Consider the following 17,197-nt stretch of genomic DNA (forward strand, 5'->3'; position numbering starts at 1 on the left):
TAATTCCGATCGGCGCGCCTGTCCGAAAGCGAGACAGGCGTGCCGTTAACCAGCTTCGCGAACGACCGCCGTGCCGAAGGGCGCTATACGGCACGCATGATCCGATCGCTCCTTCGTCGGCCGCTGCTGCCGCTGCTCGCTCTTCCATTGCTGCTCGCACCGGCGCCGTTGCCTGCGCAAAGTGGCGGCGCGCCCTATCACGTCGATGGTCGTGGTTTTACGCGCCTTCAGGACGCCGTCGATGCGATCGGCGAGGGCGAGGGGACGATCCGCATCGCGGCCGGCTATCATCGCGACTGCGCCGTACAGACCGCGGGCCGCATCGCCTTTGTCGCGTCCGAACCCGGACGCGCGATCTTCGATGGCGTGACGTGCGAGGGCAAGGCGGCGCTGGTGCTGCGGGGGCAGGGCGCGCGCGTCGACGGCCTTGTGTTCCAGAATATGCGCGTCCCCGACGGCAATGGTGCGGGCATCCGGCTGGAGACGAGCGACCTTGACGTCGTGAACGCGATGTTCCGCAACAGCGAACAGGGCATTTTGACCGCCGACGATCCCGAGGCGGCGTTGACCATCGACCGCTCGACCTTTTCGCGGCTCGGCCGCTGCGATCGCGGCCTCAGCTGCGCGCACAGCGTCTACACCGGCCTCTATGGCCGCGTGACCGTCACCCGCGCCCGCTTTGAAAAGGGCAGCGGCGGCCATTATCTGAAAACGCGCGCGGCCCGCGTCGATGTGAGCGACAACAGCTTCGACGACACGCAGGGCACCGGCACCAATTATATGATCGACCTGCCATCCGGTTCGACCGGGCGGATTATAGGCAATCTGTTCGTGCAGGGGCGCGACAAGGAAAATTATTCGGCCTTCATCGCGGTCGCGGCCGAAGAGCGCAAGAATCCGTCGCGCGGCCTCGTCATCGAAGGCAATCGCGCCAGCCTGCCCGCGGGGATGGGCCGCCGATCGGTGTTTGTCGCCGACTGGAGCGGCGAGGCGCTGGCGATCGGCGCGAACGAGCTGGGCGCGGGGCTGGCGCGTTTCGAAAAGCGGTAGGCTTATGCCTCGCCGCGCGTTTCGATCAGCGAGGCGGCGAGCGCTTCTGCGGGGGTCTTGCCGCCCCACAGCACGAACTGAAACACCGGATAAAAGCGTTCGCATTCGTCGATAGCGCTTTCGACCAGCGTTTCGGTGAGGTCGAGTGGCAGCGCAGCATCGGCGCCGAGCAGCATCCCGTGGCGATAGAGGATGGTGCCGCTGTTCGACCACAGCTCGAAATGGCCGAGCCACAATTGCTCGTTGATCATCGCCAGCGCCTCGTGCGCGACGGCGCGCTTGTCGTCGGCCACGCGGATGTCGGGAAAGGCGAGGAGCTGGATCACCCCATCGTCGGCGCGCCACACCGCGCGCAGTTCGTATGTCGTCCAGCTGCCCTGCGCGGTCGCGACAATCTCGTCCTCGCCGACCATCTCGTGCGGCCAGTCGTGCGCGGCGAAATAGGAGGCGAGCATATCCATCGGCGCCGCGTCCTGACCGTCATCATCTTCGTAAATATCGTCACTCATAGGCGCGCTTTAGCGAGTGTTTGGTCGGGTGGCGAGTCATCGACGCAAAACGTCGCCCCCGCGCAGGCGGGGGCCGCCATCGGCCTTTTCCTGCGCCGCCAAGTAAACCGACAGCGGCCCCCGCCTGCGCGGGGGCGACGATTACGCCTTGGGTGCTGCTTTCGGCTTCGCGGCAGGCTTCGTCGCGGACTTGGTCGCAGCGGCAGGCTTGGCAGCAGCCTTCGCCGCGCCCTCCAGCTTGTCGAGCCGCGCTTTCAGCGCTTCGGCTTCGGCGCGCGCGGTGGCCGCCATCTGCTTCACCGCCTCGAACTCCTCGCGGCTGACGAAATCCATGCGACCGACAAACTCCTTCGCGCGCTCGCGCATCGCGGCTTCGGCTTCGCGTCCGGCGCCCGCCACCGTCCCGGCAATGCCGTTCACCATCTTGGCGAGGTCGTCGAAAAAGCGGTTTTCGCTCTGCATCTCTGATATTCCTTCGTCGGGGACACCCCTTGCCTTTAGCCTATCTGGGTGGTCGCGGCGGCGGGGACAAGGGTTTCGGCGCCGGGATTGCGCTGGTCGATCTGGAAATTGAGGATCGCGGCAAAGCTCAGCCACGCCATATACGGCACCAGCAGCCACGCCGCGGCCTTGCGGATCGGCGCAAAGGCAAAGGCGGTGGCAATCGACACCATCAGGATGAAGATGATGAGATAGAGCGCGTTCGTCACCTGATGCTGGCCGAAAAAGAGCGGCGACCATGCGAAATTGGCGATCAGCTGGACGAAGAAGAGCAGCAGCGCAAAGCCGCGCCCCTTTGCACCGCGCGCGTGGAGAATCATCGCGAGCGACAGGCCGAGCATGATGTACAGGATCGGCCAGACGATGCCGAACACCCAGCCCGGCGGGGTGATCGCCGGCAGGTCGAGCGCGGCGAACCAGCGATTGTCATAACCGCTGTTCGAAAGGATGCCCATCAGGCTGCCGATGAGGACGATGGCGGGAACGGTGACGAGCGCCCAGCGGAGGTAGGACATGCGAAGCTGGCCCGGCGTTGCGATTTCGGTCATGTCGGCAATATCCCCCACCGGCGAATCCGTTGCATGTGTCTCGCGATTGTGCGGCGCAGCGTCAACCCGCTCGCTTGATCGCCGCGATCAGGAACTCGACATTGCCTTCGGGGCCGGTGATCGGGCTTTCGACCAGATCGACCACGTCCCAGCCTTTGCCGGTAAGCCAAGCGCGCACGTCGGCGCAAACACGCGCATGAACGGCAACGTCGCGCACGACGCCTTTCTTGCCGACCTCATGGCGTTCGGCCTCGAACTGCGGCTTGATCAGCGCGACGAGACGCGCTCCGGGCCCGGTGAAAGACATCGGCACCGGCAGCACCTTCGACAGCGCGATGAAGCTGGCGTCGCAGACGACAAGGCTGACGGGTTCCGGAATATGCTTCGCGGTCAGGATGCGCGCGCTCGTCTGTTCGTGGACGATGACGCGATCGTCCTGCCGCAATTTCCACGCGAGCTGGTTGGTGCCCGAATCGACCGCATAAACGCGCGCCGCGCCGCGGCTCAGCAGCACGTCGGTGAAACCGCCGGTCGATGATCCGACGTCGATCGCGACCGCGCCGGTGACGTCCCAGCCCAGATGGGAGAGGGCATGGTCGAGCTTGATCCCGCCGCGCGACACCCACGGATGGTCGCGGCCCTTCACGCTCAGCGCGGCATCGGCGGCGATCTGCTGCCCCGCCTTGTCGATCTTGCGGTCGCCGACGAAGGCCAGTCCCGCGAGGATCAGCGCCTGCGCGCGCGTCCGGCTTTCGGCCAGGCCGCGGTCAACGAGCAGCTGGTCGGCGCGGACCTTCGCCATCACATTTCTCCCGTCATTGCGAGGAGCGAAGCGACGAAGCAATCTCCAGCTATCGGCAAGGCAGGGCGATAGCGGGAGATTGCTTCGCTGCGCTCGCAATGACGACCAAGGGCGATCACTTGGCCCCAACCTTATCGATCAGCATTCCCGGCGTCAGGATCTGCGGCAAAATCTCGGGTTTATCCGCGCCCGGCGCATACCAGAGGTAGAGCGGCACGCTGTTGCGGCCGTGCTCGGCCAGCGTGCGCGTGATGACCGGATCGCCGTTCGTCCAGTCGCCGACCAGCGTGACGACCCCCGCCTTGTCGAACGCTGCCTGCACAGCTGCGCGGTTGATCGCGCCCGCCTCGTTCGCTTTACACGACAGGCACCAGTCGGCGGTGAAATAGACAAAGACCGGTTTGCCCGACGCGCGCGCCTTGGCGAGTGCATCGGGGGAGAAGGTTGAGCCGCTCCCCTCGGCGGTGCGTTCGGCCCTCGCCACCTCGGCGACCGTGGCGCCAAGGCTGACGGTAAAGAGCAGACCGGACGCAATCAGCAGCCACGATCGCCGGTCGCCGCGCTGGATCGCGCCATAGTGGGTGAGCAGCACGAGCGCCATGGCGACCGCGACCGCCGGCCAGATAAGCTGGTCACCGTTGCCGAGCTGGCGCCAGAGGAGCCAGACCAGCGCGAGCGTCGTCAGTCCCATCGGCAGCGCCATCCAGCGGCGAAACCTGCTCATCCACGGCCCCGGCTTGGGCAGGCGATTCCGGAGCGCGGGGACAAAGCCGATCGCGAGGAAGGGCAAGGCAAGCCCCAGTCCGAGCCCGCCGAAAACCGGCAGCGCGGCCCATGCGGGCAGCGCCAGGGTCGCGCCGAGCGCCGCGCCGAGCAGTGGCCCGCTGCACGGTGTTGCGACAAAGGCGGCGAGCGCGCCGGTCCAGAAACCGCCCGCTGCGCCGCCCTGATCCGCAAGCGCCTGACCGCCGCTGAACGAGGGCAGTTCGTAGAAACCAAGCAAATTGAGCGTGATCGCGAGTGCAAGGAGCAACAGCGCGAGCACGCTCACCGGATGCTGAAGCTGGAATGCCCAGCCGACCTGCTCGCCCGCCGCGCGCAGCGCGAGCAAGGCGCCGCCGAGCAGCAGGGCGGTGAGGATGGCGCCGGCGGTATAGGCCAGCGCCTCGATTCTTGCTGTCCGCGCGTCGCCGCCCGACCGCGCAAGGCTTAGCGCCTTCAGACTCAGAATCGGAAAGACGCAGGGCATCAGGTTGAGGATCAATCCGCCAAGAATTGCGCCGCCGAACGCAGTCCAGAACAGCCCCATGTTTATGCCCGCCGCGTCCGTCGCAACGGGTTCGCCCGCGGCGGGCACCGGGCCCGGCACGAGCCTCAGCGACAGGCCGCGTCCCTCGCCGGTCCTGAGCAATGCCGTCACCGGCCCTTCGCGGGCCCCCTTGGCGGACGTCTCGACAATGATGTGGTCGCCGCGGCGGCTGAAACGCTGCGGCGCGGCATAGTCGATGACATCCTGCGTTTCGACGAACAGATGCGGCGCGTCGATCGCGACGCTGGCGGGAAGCGGAATGGCGAAACGCACGCTGCCGCCGCGGCGCTCCCAGCGACCCGCGCGGTCGAGCGGCTGGGGCAGCAGGGCGCGCCAGCCGTCGAAGCGCGCGCGCGCTCCGGCGGGAATCGTCCCGTCGCCCGCGGTCAGCTCGACCGAGATCACCGCGCGTTCGGGAACGCACACCTTGTCGGTGCAGGCCAGCCAGTTGGCGACGCCCGACAGGGTGAGGTCGCTGCCCGGCGCGACCGACCGGTCGACGCGGAGTTCGGCGAGCAACGCATAGGGATGCTCATAGACATGGTTCATCATGCCGAAGAGAATCAGCGCGTCGGGCACAGGGTAGCGAAAGGGGGCGACGCTCACGCCGTCGGGCAGGTTCCACTCGACCGTCAGGCCGAACCCCGCGTCGCCGCCATTGACCCAATAGCCGTGCCAGGGCTTTTCGGGCGTCATCGTCAGCGCCAGCGTCGTCGTGCCACCGGGCGCGGGCATCGCCGATTCGGCGACCAGTCGCGGCGAGATGTGCGTCGCCTGCGCCCGCGCCGGACCGGCGGCCAGCAACAGGGCGGCGAGCAGGGCGGCCAGCGCCCGTCCGATGCGTGTCACAAAAGCCTCACTCGCCAATTTCATGCTCCGTCTGCGGCCGTTCGCCGTTCGAAGGCTTGCCATATAGGCGGCTTTCGTCGAGAGGACAGCCCGCGCTGACACCCGCCCGATGGAGACGCCGCCCGTGAAGCTCAAATATCCGATCGCCGCCCTTGTGGGTGCGCTTTGCCTTGCCGGTGCCGGAACCACGGTCGCGCAGGAGGCGGCGCCCGCCGCGCGCCGCGCGACCGCCGCGATCCAGGCCCCCAAACTGCTCGTCGTGATCGCGGTCGACCAGCTGTCGGCCGATCTCTTCGCCGAATATCGTGGCCGCTTCCGCGGCGGTCTTGCGCGGCTCGCAACGGGGGTCGTCTTTCCCTCGGCCTATCAGGCGCACGGCGCGACCGAGACTTGCCCCGGCCATTCGACGATCCTGACCGGCAGCCACCCCGCGCGCACCGGCGTCGTCGCGAACAATTATTTCGACCTGTCGGTCGCGCGCGCCGACAAGCGCGTCTATTGCGCCGAGGACGAAACGGTGCCGGACACCAGTTCGGGCAGCGGCAAATATGCGCCGTCGGTCAAGCATCTGCTCGTCCCGACGCTCGGCGATCTGATGAAGGCGCGCGATCCGCAGGCGCAGGTCGTGTCGGTCGCGGGCAAGGACCGCGCCGCGATCATGATGGGCGGGCACCGCGCCGACGAGACGCTGTGGCTCGCGCCCACCGGCCTCACCAGCTATCGCGGTAAGGCGCTGTCGCCGACTGCCGAGCGCGCGGCTACGGTGATCGCCGCGGCGATCAACCAGCCGCGCGGGCCGCTGACGCTGCCCGCCGAATGTGCGGCGCAGGATATTGCGATCCCGCTCGCGAACGGCGCGTCGGTCGGCACCGGGCGAATGGCGCGCGATGCGGGCGATTTCCGCCGCTTCCTGGCCTCACCCGAAGCCGATGGCGCGGTGCTTGCGACCGCCGCCGCGCTGCGTCAGGCGCGCCGGATGGGCCAAGGCAGCGGCACCGACCTGCTGATCATCGGCCTGTCGGCGACCGATTATGTCGGGCACGGCACGGGGACCGAGGGCAGCGAAATGTGCCTGCAACTCGCTGGCCTCGACCGCGAGCTTGGCGATTTTCTTGCGCGGCTCGATGCGACCGGGATGAACTATGCCGTCGTGCTGACCGCCGATCATGGCGGGCACGACCTCCCCGAACGCAACCGCCAGAATGCGTGGCCCGACGCGCAGCGCATCGACACGGCGCTGGACCCCGAGGCGCTGGGCAATGAGGTAGCCGAAAAGCTGGGCCTGCCGCAGCCTTTGCTCCATGGCGAGGGCGGCGACTATTATCTCTCGAAGGCCCTGACCGCTGCGCAGCGCAAAGCCGCGCTTGCCGAGATATTGCCGCGCCTGCGCGCGCATCCGCAGGTCGAAATGGTCGCGACCCGCGACGAACTGGCGGCGCATCCCATCTCCAGACGCGCGCCCGATATGTGGAGCGTGATGGACCGGCTGCGCGCTTCCTTTCACCCCGACCGGTCGGGCGATTTCATCGTCGCGCTCAAGCCCCGCGTCACCCCGATCGCCGAACCGGGCGTGGGCTATGTCGCGACGCACGGATCGGTGTGGGATTATGACCGCCGCGTGCCGATGATCTTCTGGCGCAAGGACCTTGCCGGGTTCGAGCAGCCCAATGCCGTGATGACGGTCGACATCATGCCGACGCTCGCGGCACTGATCGGCCTGCCGGTCGATGCGGGCGCCATCGATGGCCGCTGCCTCGACCTGGTTTCGGGTCCGGACAGCAGTTGCCAACAATAAATGAAGACCAGGGGATCATGACGAAGAGATTGAAGGATTTTCAGGGCCGGATGCTGCTGGTCGGGTGCGGCAACATGGCCGGCGCGATGCTCGATCGCTGGCTGGCATCGGGGCTGGGCGCGGACCGCGTTGCGATCGTCGATCCGCTTGCCGCGCCGCGCGAGGGCGTCGTTCAGTTCGCGTCGCTTGCCGAATGGTGCGCCGCGGGCGGCGGCGCCGACTGGATCATGCTGGGCATGAAGCCGCAGCAGCTTGGCGAGGTGGCGGGCGACCTTGCCGACGTCGTCACCGGCGACACGCACCTCCTCTCGATCCTCGCGGGCGTTTCGCTCGCCGACCTTGCCGCGCGCTTTCCGGCTGCAAAGGCGCAGGTGCGTATCCTGCCCAATCTCGCCGCGCGCATCGGCGCGGGCGTGTCGGCGGTGGCGAGCAGCGGCGAGGCCGACATGGCGGCGGTCACCGCATTGCTCGACCCGCTCGGCACCATTGTCGCGCTGGCTGACGATTCGACGATGGACCTCGTCACGGCCTTTACCGGAAGCGGTCCCGCGTTCGTGTTTCGCCTGATCGAATCCTATGCGGCGGCGGGCGAGCGGCTGGGGCTGTCGGCGGAGGACGCGCTCAAACTTGCCACCGCGACCTTCGGCGGCGCCACCGCGCTGCTCGCCGACAGCGGCGAAAAGCCCGGCACGCTCATCGCACAGGTGGCGAGCAAGGGCGGCACCACACAGGCGGGGCTCGACGTGCTCGACAGCGACGGCCAGCTCGCCGCGCTGCTCACCAATGTCCTGCGCGCGGCGCGCGATCGCGGGCGCGAGCTTGCCGAGATCGCACGCGGCGAGGGCTGATTTACAGCACGCCGCTCTAACCGGCCTCCTTCCCCAGCGTCGCGATGCGGCGCCGGTCGCGCGGCGGGACCAGCGCCTCGCTGACCTGCCAGAAACCCGTCACCGCCTGTTGCCCGGCATGGGTATAGGCGCGGCTCATGGCGTCGCGCAGCGCGCCGAACAGCTCGCGCTCTGCGGCGCGGCCGGCGTCGGTCAGCCGCAGTTCCTTGGCGCGGCGGTCGCGATTGCCCGGCCGCGTCGCCACCAGGCCGCGCGCTTCCAGCTCCTTCACCACGCGTCCCAGCGATTGCTTGGTGATGCCGAGCAATGCCAGCAGGTCCGAAATCGTGAGCCCCGGCTGGCGCGCGATGAAATAGAGCGCGCGATAATGCGCGCGTCCGAGCGCCTTTTCGGCGAGCGGCGTGTCGATCGCGCGCCAAAGCGAGGCATGGGCGAAAAAAAGAAACTCGATGCCGCGGCGCACCTCTTCCTCGCGCAAGAAAAGGGCAGAGGCGGCGGGAACTTGTGAAAGAAAATTGTCATCCGGCATGGTCGCTACCGTTGCGCGCCGCGCCGGTCTTTGGCAAGAGGCGCGCTCCATAAACCGCCAACAACAGGTGTTTTTGATGTCCGCTCCCGCCTTCGCCCGTCTGCCCCATCCCAGTCCCGTGGCCGATGACGTACGCGCGGCGGCGATCGCCGATCCCGCGTTCGGGCGGGTGTTCACCGACCATATGGTGTCGATTCGCTATACCGAAGGGCAGGGCTGGCACGACGCACAAGTCATGCCGCGCGGGCCGCTGACGCTCGATCCGGCGACCGCGGTGCTGCATTATGCACAGGAAATCTTCGAAGGGTTGAAGGCTTACCGGCTCGACGATGGCTCGATGGCGCTGTTCCGCGTCGAGGCCAATGCCGCGCGCTTCAACGCCAGCGCGCGCCGCATGGCGATGGCCGAGCTGCCCGAGGAGTTGTTCATTGCCGCGGTAAAGGAAGCCGTCGCCGCCGACGCGCACTGGTTCCCGCCGGTCGATGGCGGCGCGCTTTATCTGCGCCCTTTCATGTTTGCGAGCGAGGTGTTCCTGGGCGTCAAGCCCGCGTCCGAATATCAGTTCCTCGTCATCACCTCGCCCGTCGGCAATTATTTCAAGTCGAGCGCCCCCGCGATCTCGCTCTGGGTGTCGGAGGATTATACCCGCGCCGCGCCGGGCGGGACGGGGGCGGCGAAATGCGGCGGCAATTATGCCGCGAGCCTGATCGCGCAGCGCGAAGCCATCGCCAAGGGTCACGATCAGGTCGTTTTCCTCGACGCCGCCGAGCATCGCTGGATCGAGGAACTGGGCGGCATGAACATGTTCTTCGTCTTTGATGACGGCAGCCTCGTCACCCCGCCGCTCACCGGCACGATCCTGCCCGGCATCACCCGCGACGCGATCATCACGCTCGCGCATGACGCGGGCCTCACGGTGCGCGAGGAAGCCTATGCGATCGACCAGTGGCAGGCCGATGCGGAGAGCGGCAGACTAACCGAAAGCTTTGCCTGCGGCACCGCGGCAGTGGTTACGCCGGTCGGCAAGGTGACGCGCGGGGAGAAGAGCTTCACCATCGGCGCGGGTGGTCAAGGCCAGGTCACCGAAATGCTGAAAGCGAGGCTCGTCGATATCCAGCGCGGCCGCGCCGCCGACCCCCATGGCTGGGTGACGCGGATCTGACGCGCGCCGCCTTGCCATTGATGGCGCGGACGCTATAGACGCGCTCGCACCGGCCGTTGGGGCGTAGCCAAGCGGTAAGGCAGCGGTTTTTGGTACCGCCATGCGCAGGTTCGAATCCTGCCGCCCCAGCCAGCCGGTGCTGTGCCTCAGCCAAGGGACGGAAAACCCCAGGTTTCTCCCTTAACTGAGCAAGGCCGACCATCGCAGTGGCATCAATTGCTACCAGTGGGTGGAGCCAGTGCCTGATGCCAGCAATCGAAAATGTGAACCGTCGCGGGGCCACCTACTGGTGGCGTCGCCGGGTGCGCTTCGTTGGACGGCTTGAACGTCCTATAACCATCGTAACAACGGTCAGCCTTTTGACGAAGGACCAGTCGGTCGCGCGACGGCGCGCGGTCGCGATGACCAGCCGAAGCGAGGTTGTGCGAATGAGCTTATACGAACGGATCGAGCAGGAAGGACTGACCAGCGAGCAGGTGAACCATCTCTTTCGAGAGGAGATGGTGCGGTATCGCAACATGCTGGCGCATCAGTTGGCGGTGATCGAGAAGGACGGTGAGGGCAATGTCACCGCTCGCTTCCACCAGATGCTCTCGATCTATGCAGCGTTTAACGGCGATTTCATCGCAAATGGCTTCGACGACTATATGGGCATCGATTACATCGGGTCATTCGACAAGCGCTTTCCGTCGCTGGACGAAGAGGCCCGCGCCAATCTTTATGCGATGCTTTCCCAAGCCGGCGATGTTCCCGGCAATTTGCTGAATGAGGCAAAGGCATTGCTGGAGCGGCTCGGCATCGAGCCAGCGGCTGACCGAATCGAAATTGCCCGGCAGGTCATGTGTGGGGCACGGTTGACGGCCGCGGCAACCTACGACAGCCCCGAGGTTCGGGCGATCGAACACAGCTTGGCGCTGATGAACGCGCTCGGGCGAGCGCCTCTGCAGACTTCGATGCCTCCCCCGATCTCCGCCCCTGCGCCTCCAAACGCGTGGAACGCCAGCACCATTGTGCCTGCGTCAGCGTCGACACTCACCGATGTGCAGACCCATTATGCCACCCTTAGCCCGGTGCAGGCAGTAGAAAAATATATGGAGCTGAAACCAAAGGCGCGCGGACGGGAAGATGCGCCGGTCCTGGCCGAGGGTGCGAACCCCAAAAAGCGCAAGTCGCAGCCGAAGGTCTGGGGCGCCAGCCAGAAGCGCCAGTTCAAGGCCGCGCCCTTTCTGTTCGGCAAGTCAAATAATGGCAAGGCCATGGCAGCAACATGCCAGGAAGACCTGAACCAGTTTTACGACCTGTTGAACCGGTTACCGTCGTCGCATCATAAGTCGCCTCGACACGAAGCGATGTCGCTGGAGGAAATTTGCAGCGAGGCGCTCGATCGTCTTACTGAAGAAGAGGAGCGCGGCGAAGAAATCTCGTTCGCGATTGGCCTCGACGTAGGAACCATCAATCGTCATTTCGCCAACCTCAAGAGATTGTGTGCGTGGCTTGCGACGAAAACGCCAATGGCGCCTCTCGATTTTTCAGATTTTATCCTCGATGAGGACGACAGGGACGAGCGCGACGAGCGCGACCCCTATACGATTGCGCAGGGTGAAGAATTGTTTCGTCTCGGCATCTGGACCGGCGGTACGGGCGTCGATTTGCCTCAGCGTTTGTCCGTGACGCCGGGAGGCTCGATTTGGCACGACGCAGCCTATTGGGTCATGCCGCTGGTCTGGTATTCAGGTATGCGGCGCGAGGAAGCTTGTAAGCTTTTGGTCGATGATATCGGCGAAGAAGACGGTATCTTTTTTGTCAACATCAGGAAAACTTCTGCGGGCGGCGTCAAGAACGCGACCAGCGTTCGTAAGATTCCTGTTTGCGAAGAGCTGCGTCGCTTGGGCTTCATGCATTATGTCCAAGCCATGAAGGAAGCTGGCGAGCAGTACCTCTTTCCAGAAATCCAACCCGGTCGCACAGGGCGTGCGCTGGGAGATGTATTTTTCAAAAATATATGGCTTCACATTAAGCCACGTCTGAAACTCGTAAAGCCGGGACAGGCGGTTCACAGCGGTCGGCATATGGTCAGCACTGAATTGAAGATGTTGCAGACATTCGAAGAATTTCGGTCGGATCTTCTCGGTCAGAAGCATGGCGGCGAAAATGCCAACCGATACGCGAGCGCCACACGCCTCCAGATCCTGCTTGATGTCGTGAACCAGATACCCAAAGTGACCGCCCATCTGCAAGATACCGTAGAAATCCGGTTGCTACCCGTTTGCATGCGCGGCGCGCGGCCAACTCGCGAGAGCGCCGGGCGGCGCAAGCGCGGTTGACACCATGTCGGACTAAATATCGAATAGTCGCTGGGTGGCTAAGCCATCGTTTACGGCTGCTATGCGCCCGGATTGCGCCATTTAGCGACTCCTTGGGCGATCCCGAAAGCCGCCGTTCGTTCAGTGGCCGAATCCAATTTACCTACTCTGACAACTGGCCCATCATGGTTCGATCTCTCTAATAGCGACCGGCATCTTGGCCTCATCGCCAGAATTACGCAGCTGCGATGACGGCTATTTCAGCGTCAAGCCGATGCAACGTGAAGCCATCGTCGCCGAGTGTCCTCCGCGCCAAATCGACGATATGTTCGTGGTGCGTGAAGACAATGACCTGAGTCCGTCTCGAAATCGCTCCCAATGCGCTCAACATGGACGCCGACCTCGGCTCGTCGGCAGTTATCAGGATGTCGTCGCAGATGAAGGGCATTCCCCCTGCCGCGCGCTCGTCGATTGAAGCCAGGCGCAGCGCCAGATAGAGCTGATCCCGCGTTCCTTCGGACATCCCATCGACCCCAACGCGCTCCCCGCCCTGCCGCAGGCCAACCATTCTGGGCTGATCGTCTGCACCATAGTCAAGGCCGAGCCCAGCGAAAGATCCATGGGTCATCTCCTGAAACAACGACCCTGCGCGAGCGATCAGTGGCCCCTGGCTTTCCGCTCGATGCTTGCCGATCAGCCAGCGCAGCATGGCGGCTGTCGCGGCGGCGCCGACGTGGCGCTCGGCCGCGTCGAGCAGCGCCGCTTCAATTTCCTTTACGCGCTGCTGCGCATCCGCTGCCAAGGTTTCGGTTGCTGCATTGTCGTGCGCAAGTTCGGATTCGCGAAGCACCTTCCCGATTGCCTCGCGCTCGGCCCCTATTTCATGCTGCCGGTCCGCAATCGCCTCCAGCTCGGCAGTTGCTTCGTCCGCACCGATCACGGCGACGTCGGCAGTCAACTCCTCGACGCTCCTGCCGCCGCTAATCTCTACAAGATCGTTCAACGCGGTTTGCCGCGCAGTGCCCAGCGCAATCGAATGCGTGCTCGTCGCGATGGCTGGCAGCAATGCCGCCTCCTCGGTGATATCGCCTATGCCGAGCAGCTCTGCGACGACCGCGTTTGCCGCGGCCGCGCGCGCCTCGGATTCCTGAATTCCGGCCTGTGCCGCGATAATATCCTCGCGGGCTCGCTCAACCTTTAGTTTTTCGGCAAGCCCGGCCTTTAGCGTCAGTGTCAGCGCGTGCACGTCCTCCGAATGGCGGGTAGGCGCGTCATGTCCAACCGCGGCAAAAAGAGTGTTGGCATCCGCCTCGAACGCGTCGATATCCTTTTTCATTCCGTTGATCTGGCGCCGCAGCCCGTCCGCCGTGGCGATTTCGGCAGCGACGGCTTCGGTCGCTTCGATTGCATCGGAAATCGCGGGGTCGCCGGCGTCCTCGAGCAATCCGGCTTCGACCATCAAAGCGCCACGGTCCTCGTCGAGGACGGCACCGCGCGAAACAATCTCGCGCTCCTCCCGCGCCAGCTCGTCAAGCGTTGTTGCTACACCCGCCATCACAACATTGGCGGCCGCACGCAGCCTGTCCGCCACCTCCAGCGCCGATAGACGCGCTTTGGCGGCACGCACGGCGTCCGCCAACTCCATCTCTGCCTCGATTTGAAATCCTGCCGCGGACGAGATCTGCGCTAATTTAGTCAGCGCCGCGGCCGCAGTTGCTTTGAGCCGGTCGAGGCCAGTCTTTGCGGCGGCCTGTTCCTCAAAGGCCTCGAGCACGCGCTCACGGCTCGCTCGCCACGCCGCGAGCGCCGCCGGCGGGAGCACGAGGCCGAGCGGTGCCAGCAGGCTCGCCCAATCTGCTTTAGCCTCCTCTAAGGCCGCTTCGGCCTCTTCGACGAGGAGCCGATTGGCTTGGTGAAACGCGTCGGCTTCGGCCGAAGTGGTGCGGGCAAGCAGAAGTTCAGCGATACGATCTGCTTCCGCGTCGCGCCGATCGGCGACTGCGTCCGCGCGCTCGACTGCGAGAGACAGCGCGACTCCGGCATCCTCGTCACCGGGCTCGCGCGGCCGGGCGAGGCGTCCCCGGACATCCTCTACGGCACTGTCGCGTAGCTCGCGCGCCGCGAGAACGGCTTCTGGTGTTGGGAGATCCCCCGCAGCCGACAAGCCGGCAAGGCGCGCCGTCGCTTTGACGCTGGCTTCGCTCGAGTTGGAAATGGCCAACTTGGCCTGGGCCAGTTGCGCGTTGGCAACTTCAATCCGGGCCTGATGTTCGCTAACTACAACATCCACGGGCAAGGACATCGTTCCGAGCCCGTCAATTTCTCCCGCCCAAGGGGAAAGACTGGCGCGCTCGATCTGCATTCGGCGCTCTGCCCGGATCAACCGTTCTTCTGCACTCGTCACCCGCTCCGCGAAGTCAGCGGGGACCGCAGTAATTGCATCCGTCAGCCCGGCCAGCTCGATGGGGGGCGGCAATGCTGCTAGGTCGGTTTCCGCCTTGGCTTTGGCCAGTGCCGCTTCACTCAGGGCCAAGCTCAGGCGGACGCGCCGCTCCGCCAGCGCGCGTCGGTCTTGCAGATACTCGCGTGCGCGCTTGCGCCATCCCGCCGATGGCAAAGCGGCACCAGCCGGTAAGCGCGCCTCGGAGCGGGCGGTTTCGATACGCGCCTCGGACCGCTCAAGCTCGCCGGTTCGGCGCGCGATATCCGCCACTGCCTTTTCGACCACAGGCCGTCGTTCCTCAAGTGCTTCGGCCCGCTCCCGTTCAGCAAGCAGCAGCTCGGGAAGTGTGATTGACGACAAGACATTCTTTGCCCTGTCCAACTGGATGCTATGCTGATTCTGGAGTTCCTGCGCCGTATTGCGATTTGCGATGGCTGCATTGAGCCGGGATGCGGCATCGGCGGGAAATAGCTTGATGTCGCCCAACGCCTCGAGTTCGGCGTCGATTTCGCCAATGCGCGCCAAAGGCGCCCGCGCCCGATTGGTCCTTTCTAGTGCAGCGGCCCGTGTCGCAAGCTCGCGACTTTCAACCTGCAATTCGGATCGTTGTTCACCAGCTCGTCGCTCGGCGGCGATAATCGCACTCCACGCGCTGTCCGTCAGCGCCGACGAACGGACAATCGCCTGGGCTTCGCCCCGCTCTCGCATCAGCCGGTTGACGGGTGGAATCTGGGCGTTGGGCTTGAAGAGTTCGCCCGCAACCCGTTCGAGGCGGGCCAACTCCGCACCGACAACACTCAGCCCGCTGCCGGCCTCGAGAACAAGGCGCGCAGCGTCGTCTTTGCCCTCCAGAATCGCAAGGCCGCCGGACCGGAGTTTCTGGTGATCGAGACCGTACATTCGCTCGAAAGTCGTCCGGTCTATCCCGCCGAGAAAAGGAACCAGGATGTCCTCGGGGAGCGCAGTTCCGTCGGTGGCAAGCAGGGTGTTGCGGCTACCCTTGCGGCGAGTGATCTCTACCACACTGCCTTGATGCTCCAGAACCGCGCGAATGCGAAGCTCTCCATAGTCAAAGCGCCAGCCTTGCGCCGTTTGCGCATGAATTCCGAACAGCAGATCGCCAATTGCCTCTAGCATGGTCGACTTGCCGGCCTCGTTGGGCCCCATGACGAGATGAAGATCCGGCCGCCCCGGCCCGAACGTGACGACGCGATCCGCAAAACCGCCATAGCGGACCAGATCGAGCAGCTGGAATCGCATCAGGCATCTACGCTTAGCGAAGCTTCGACGGCTCGCTTTGCCGCCGCGAGCAGGGAGTTACCATCCCGCGCGCTTGCTGCGGCCAATAGCGGTGCAAGATCCGCATCAATCGTGCCAGCAGGCATCTTGCCGACAAGCGGCGCGACCGCATCCTCCACCGCGCGCAGACAATCCGGATCGGCCAATGCGCCATTCAGCAGTTCGATCAACTCAGGCGGAAGCCCCCGAGTAGCGGCGTCTTCACTGCTTTCAACCTTAACCCTTTCGATCCACAAACTCTCCGACACGGTCATGGCGCGCGCGCCGACTTCCGCGTTAAACCAATCCGGATCGGCGAGCAGTTTGTTTTGGAGGCCGCCAGAGGTCTTCACGTGAAGGCGTACCGCCGTCGGTCGGTCGCCCGCGCCTGCGATGGCTTCTTGGAGCACACCGCCGATGCCGGAGAGAAGCTCGTGCATGTCGCTCGCCTGTCGCCCGTCGAACTCCGGCCGAGCCCATCGCACTTCGTCACACGCGCGGTGTTCGACCGACCGCACGACGCCTTCCTCCACTCGAACCACCATGGCACCCTTGACGCCGGTCTCCCTGACATTCCGGCCCTGGGTATTGCCTGGATAAACGATGTGCGGATGCTCGGAGCGGATTGATGCATCATGGACATGGCCAAGCGCCCAATAGTCATGTCCCGACGCCACGAGCTCGCCGACGGAGCAGGGCGCGTAGCGCGCATGATCCGGATGCCCTTCAAGCGCGGTGTGAAGCACCGCCAAGTTGAACATCCCGGTGACCGGCGGACAATATTCAGCTGCGATATTCTCGAGGGTCGCTACATCCTTGTAGCTTCGGCCGTGCAGCGCGACTCCGAGATCCTCGAACAGGACGGTCTCGCACTTCCGATTGGAGAATCCGAAAACGCCTTCCGGCATGGTCAAATGGCGGGTAATCCGGCTTTCGGCATCATGATTTCCGAAGGCGATGGCGACGCGAATGCCCGCTCGCGACAGCCGCGCAAACTGGGAAACCGCAAACTGCCCGGTCGACTGATCCTTCCAGGTGCCGTCGTAGAGGTCGCCTGCGACGACGACAAATGCGGCCCCCTCCGCGATGGCCAGATCGACGACATTCGCAAGGGCGCGCCGGGTCGCGTTGAGGGCCAGACCGCTAAAGGCTTTGTCCCGCTTCGCCAATCCGCCAAGCGGGCTGTCGAGATGAACATCGGCCGCGTGAACGAAAGTAAAGGTTCCTGTCATTTTTTTGAACTTCTTCAATATTGCGGAGGTCTTATCATC

At 64.8% G+C, this 17,197-nt stretch carries 13 protein-coding genes and 1 tRNA gene; 6 read left to right on the top strand and 8 right to left on the bottom strand.

All coding sequences use genetic code 11. The features are described from left to right. Positions 1-96: 96 nt before the first annotated feature. Positions 97-1,050: a hypothetical protein gene (locus SALA_RS00205; RefSeq protein ID WP_011540379.1), complete on the top strand. Its 954-nt coding sequence runs from the start codon at positions 97-99 to the stop codon at positions 1,048-1,050. Positions 1,051-1,052: 2 nt separating this feature from the next. Here SALA_RS00205 and SALA_RS00210 read toward each other — a convergent pair whose 3' ends face one another. The 5 genes from SALA_RS00210 to SALA_RS00230 all read right to left on the bottom strand — a co-directional run bounded on the left by SALA_RS00210 (position 1,053) and on the right by SALA_RS00230 (position 5,592). Next, positions 1,053-1,559 carry a YbjN domain-containing protein gene (locus tag SALA_RS00210; RefSeq protein ID WP_041382871.1) on the bottom strand — a complete coding sequence of 169 codons (507 nt, stop codon included), beginning with the start codon at positions 1,557-1,559 and terminating at the stop codon, positions 1,053-1,055. 141 nt (positions 1,560-1,700) lie between these two features. Further along, a complete protein-coding gene (locus SALA_RS00215) occupies positions 1,701-2,021 on the bottom strand; it encodes an accessory factor UbiK family protein (RefSeq protein ID WP_011540381.1) in 321 nt (106 codons plus the stop codon). 35 nt (positions 2,022-2,056) lie between these two features. Continuing rightward, positions 2,057-2,608 (bottom strand): TspO/MBR family protein, encoded by a 552-nt coding sequence (locus tag SALA_RS00220; RefSeq protein ID WP_011540382.1) that lies wholly within the window; start codon positions 2,606-2,608, stop codon positions 2,057-2,059. A gap of 61 nt (positions 2,609-2,669) precedes the next feature. Continuing rightward, on the bottom strand, positions 2,670-3,410 hold the full coding sequence (locus SALA_RS00225) for a TlyA family RNA methyltransferase (RefSeq protein WP_011540383.1): 741 nt from the start codon (positions 3,408-3,410) through the stop codon (positions 2,670-2,672). Positions 3,411-3,525: 115 nt separating this feature from the next. Next, positions 3,526-5,592, bottom strand: a complete 2,067-nt coding sequence (locus tag SALA_RS00230; protein ID WP_049754558.1) for a protein-disulfide reductase DsbD family protein — start codon at positions 5,590-5,592, stop codon at positions 3,526-3,528. Between the two features lie 85 nt (positions 5,593-5,677). On the opposite strand from SALA_RS00230, the gene SALA_RS00235 reads away from it, so the two are divergent. Together SALA_RS00235 and proC are read left to right on the top strand one after the other, a co-directional pair. Continuing rightward, positions 5,678-7,363, top strand: a complete 1,686-nt coding sequence (locus tag SALA_RS00235; protein ID WP_011540385.1) for an alkaline phosphatase family protein — start codon at positions 5,678-5,680, stop codon at positions 7,361-7,363. A gap of 17 nt (positions 7,364-7,380) precedes the next feature. Continuing rightward, the gene (gene proC / locus SALA_RS00240; RefSeq protein ID WP_041382874.1) at positions 7,381-8,211 is read left to right on the top strand and encodes a pyrroline-5-carboxylate reductase; all 831 of its coding nucleotides are present in this window, start codon (positions 7,381-7,383) and stop codon (positions 8,209-8,211) included. Between the two features lie 16 nt (positions 8,212-8,227). On the opposite strand, the gene SALA_RS00245 is transcribed toward proC, so the two are convergent. Continuing rightward, positions 8,228-8,740 carry a MarR family winged helix-turn-helix transcriptional regulator gene (locus SALA_RS00245; protein WP_041382876.1) on the bottom strand — a complete coding sequence of 171 codons (513 nt, stop codon included), beginning with the start codon at positions 8,738-8,740 and terminating at the stop codon, positions 8,228-8,230. A 76-nt stretch (positions 8,741-8,816) separates the two neighbouring features. Between SALA_RS00245 and SALA_RS00250 the strand changes: the two genes are divergently transcribed. The 3 genes from SALA_RS00250 to SALA_RS00260 all read left to right on the top strand — a co-directional run bounded on the left by SALA_RS00250 (position 8,817) and on the right by SALA_RS00260 (position 12,226). Then, positions 8,817-9,902, top strand: coding sequence for a branched-chain amino acid aminotransferase (locus SALA_RS00250; RefSeq protein ID WP_011540388.1), 1,086 nt, complete (start codon positions 8,817-8,819; stop codon positions 9,900-9,902). 57 nt (positions 9,903-9,959) lie between these two features. Next, positions 9,960-10,034, top strand: a tRNA-Gln gene (locus SALA_RS00255). Positions 10,035-10,147: 113 nt separating this feature from the next. Next, entirely contained in the window at positions 10,148-12,226 is a 2,079-nt protein-coding gene (locus SALA_RS00260) for a phage integrase (protein WP_011540389.1), read from the top strand. Between the two features lie 214 nt (positions 12,227-12,440). On the opposite strand, the gene SALA_RS00265 is transcribed toward SALA_RS00260, so the two are convergent. Further along, positions 12,441-15,908 (bottom strand): ATP-binding protein, encoded by a 3,468-nt coding sequence (locus SALA_RS00265; protein ID WP_011540390.1) that lies wholly within the window; start codon positions 15,906-15,908, stop codon positions 12,441-12,443. Next, positions 15,908-17,176, bottom strand: coding sequence for a metallophosphoesterase family protein (locus SALA_RS00270; RefSeq protein WP_237700899.1), 1,269 nt, complete (start codon positions 17,174-17,176; stop codon positions 15,908-15,910). Before SALA_RS00270 ends, SALA_RS00265 begins: the two co-directional genes overlap by 1 nt. Positions 17,177-17,197 lie beyond the last annotated feature (21 nt).

It is taken from the genome of Sphingopyxis alaskensis RB2256 (assembly GCF_000013985.1).
Taxonomy (GTDB): Bacteria; Pseudomonadota; Alphaproteobacteria; order Sphingomonadales; family Sphingomonadaceae; genus Sphingopyxis; species Sphingopyxis alaskensis.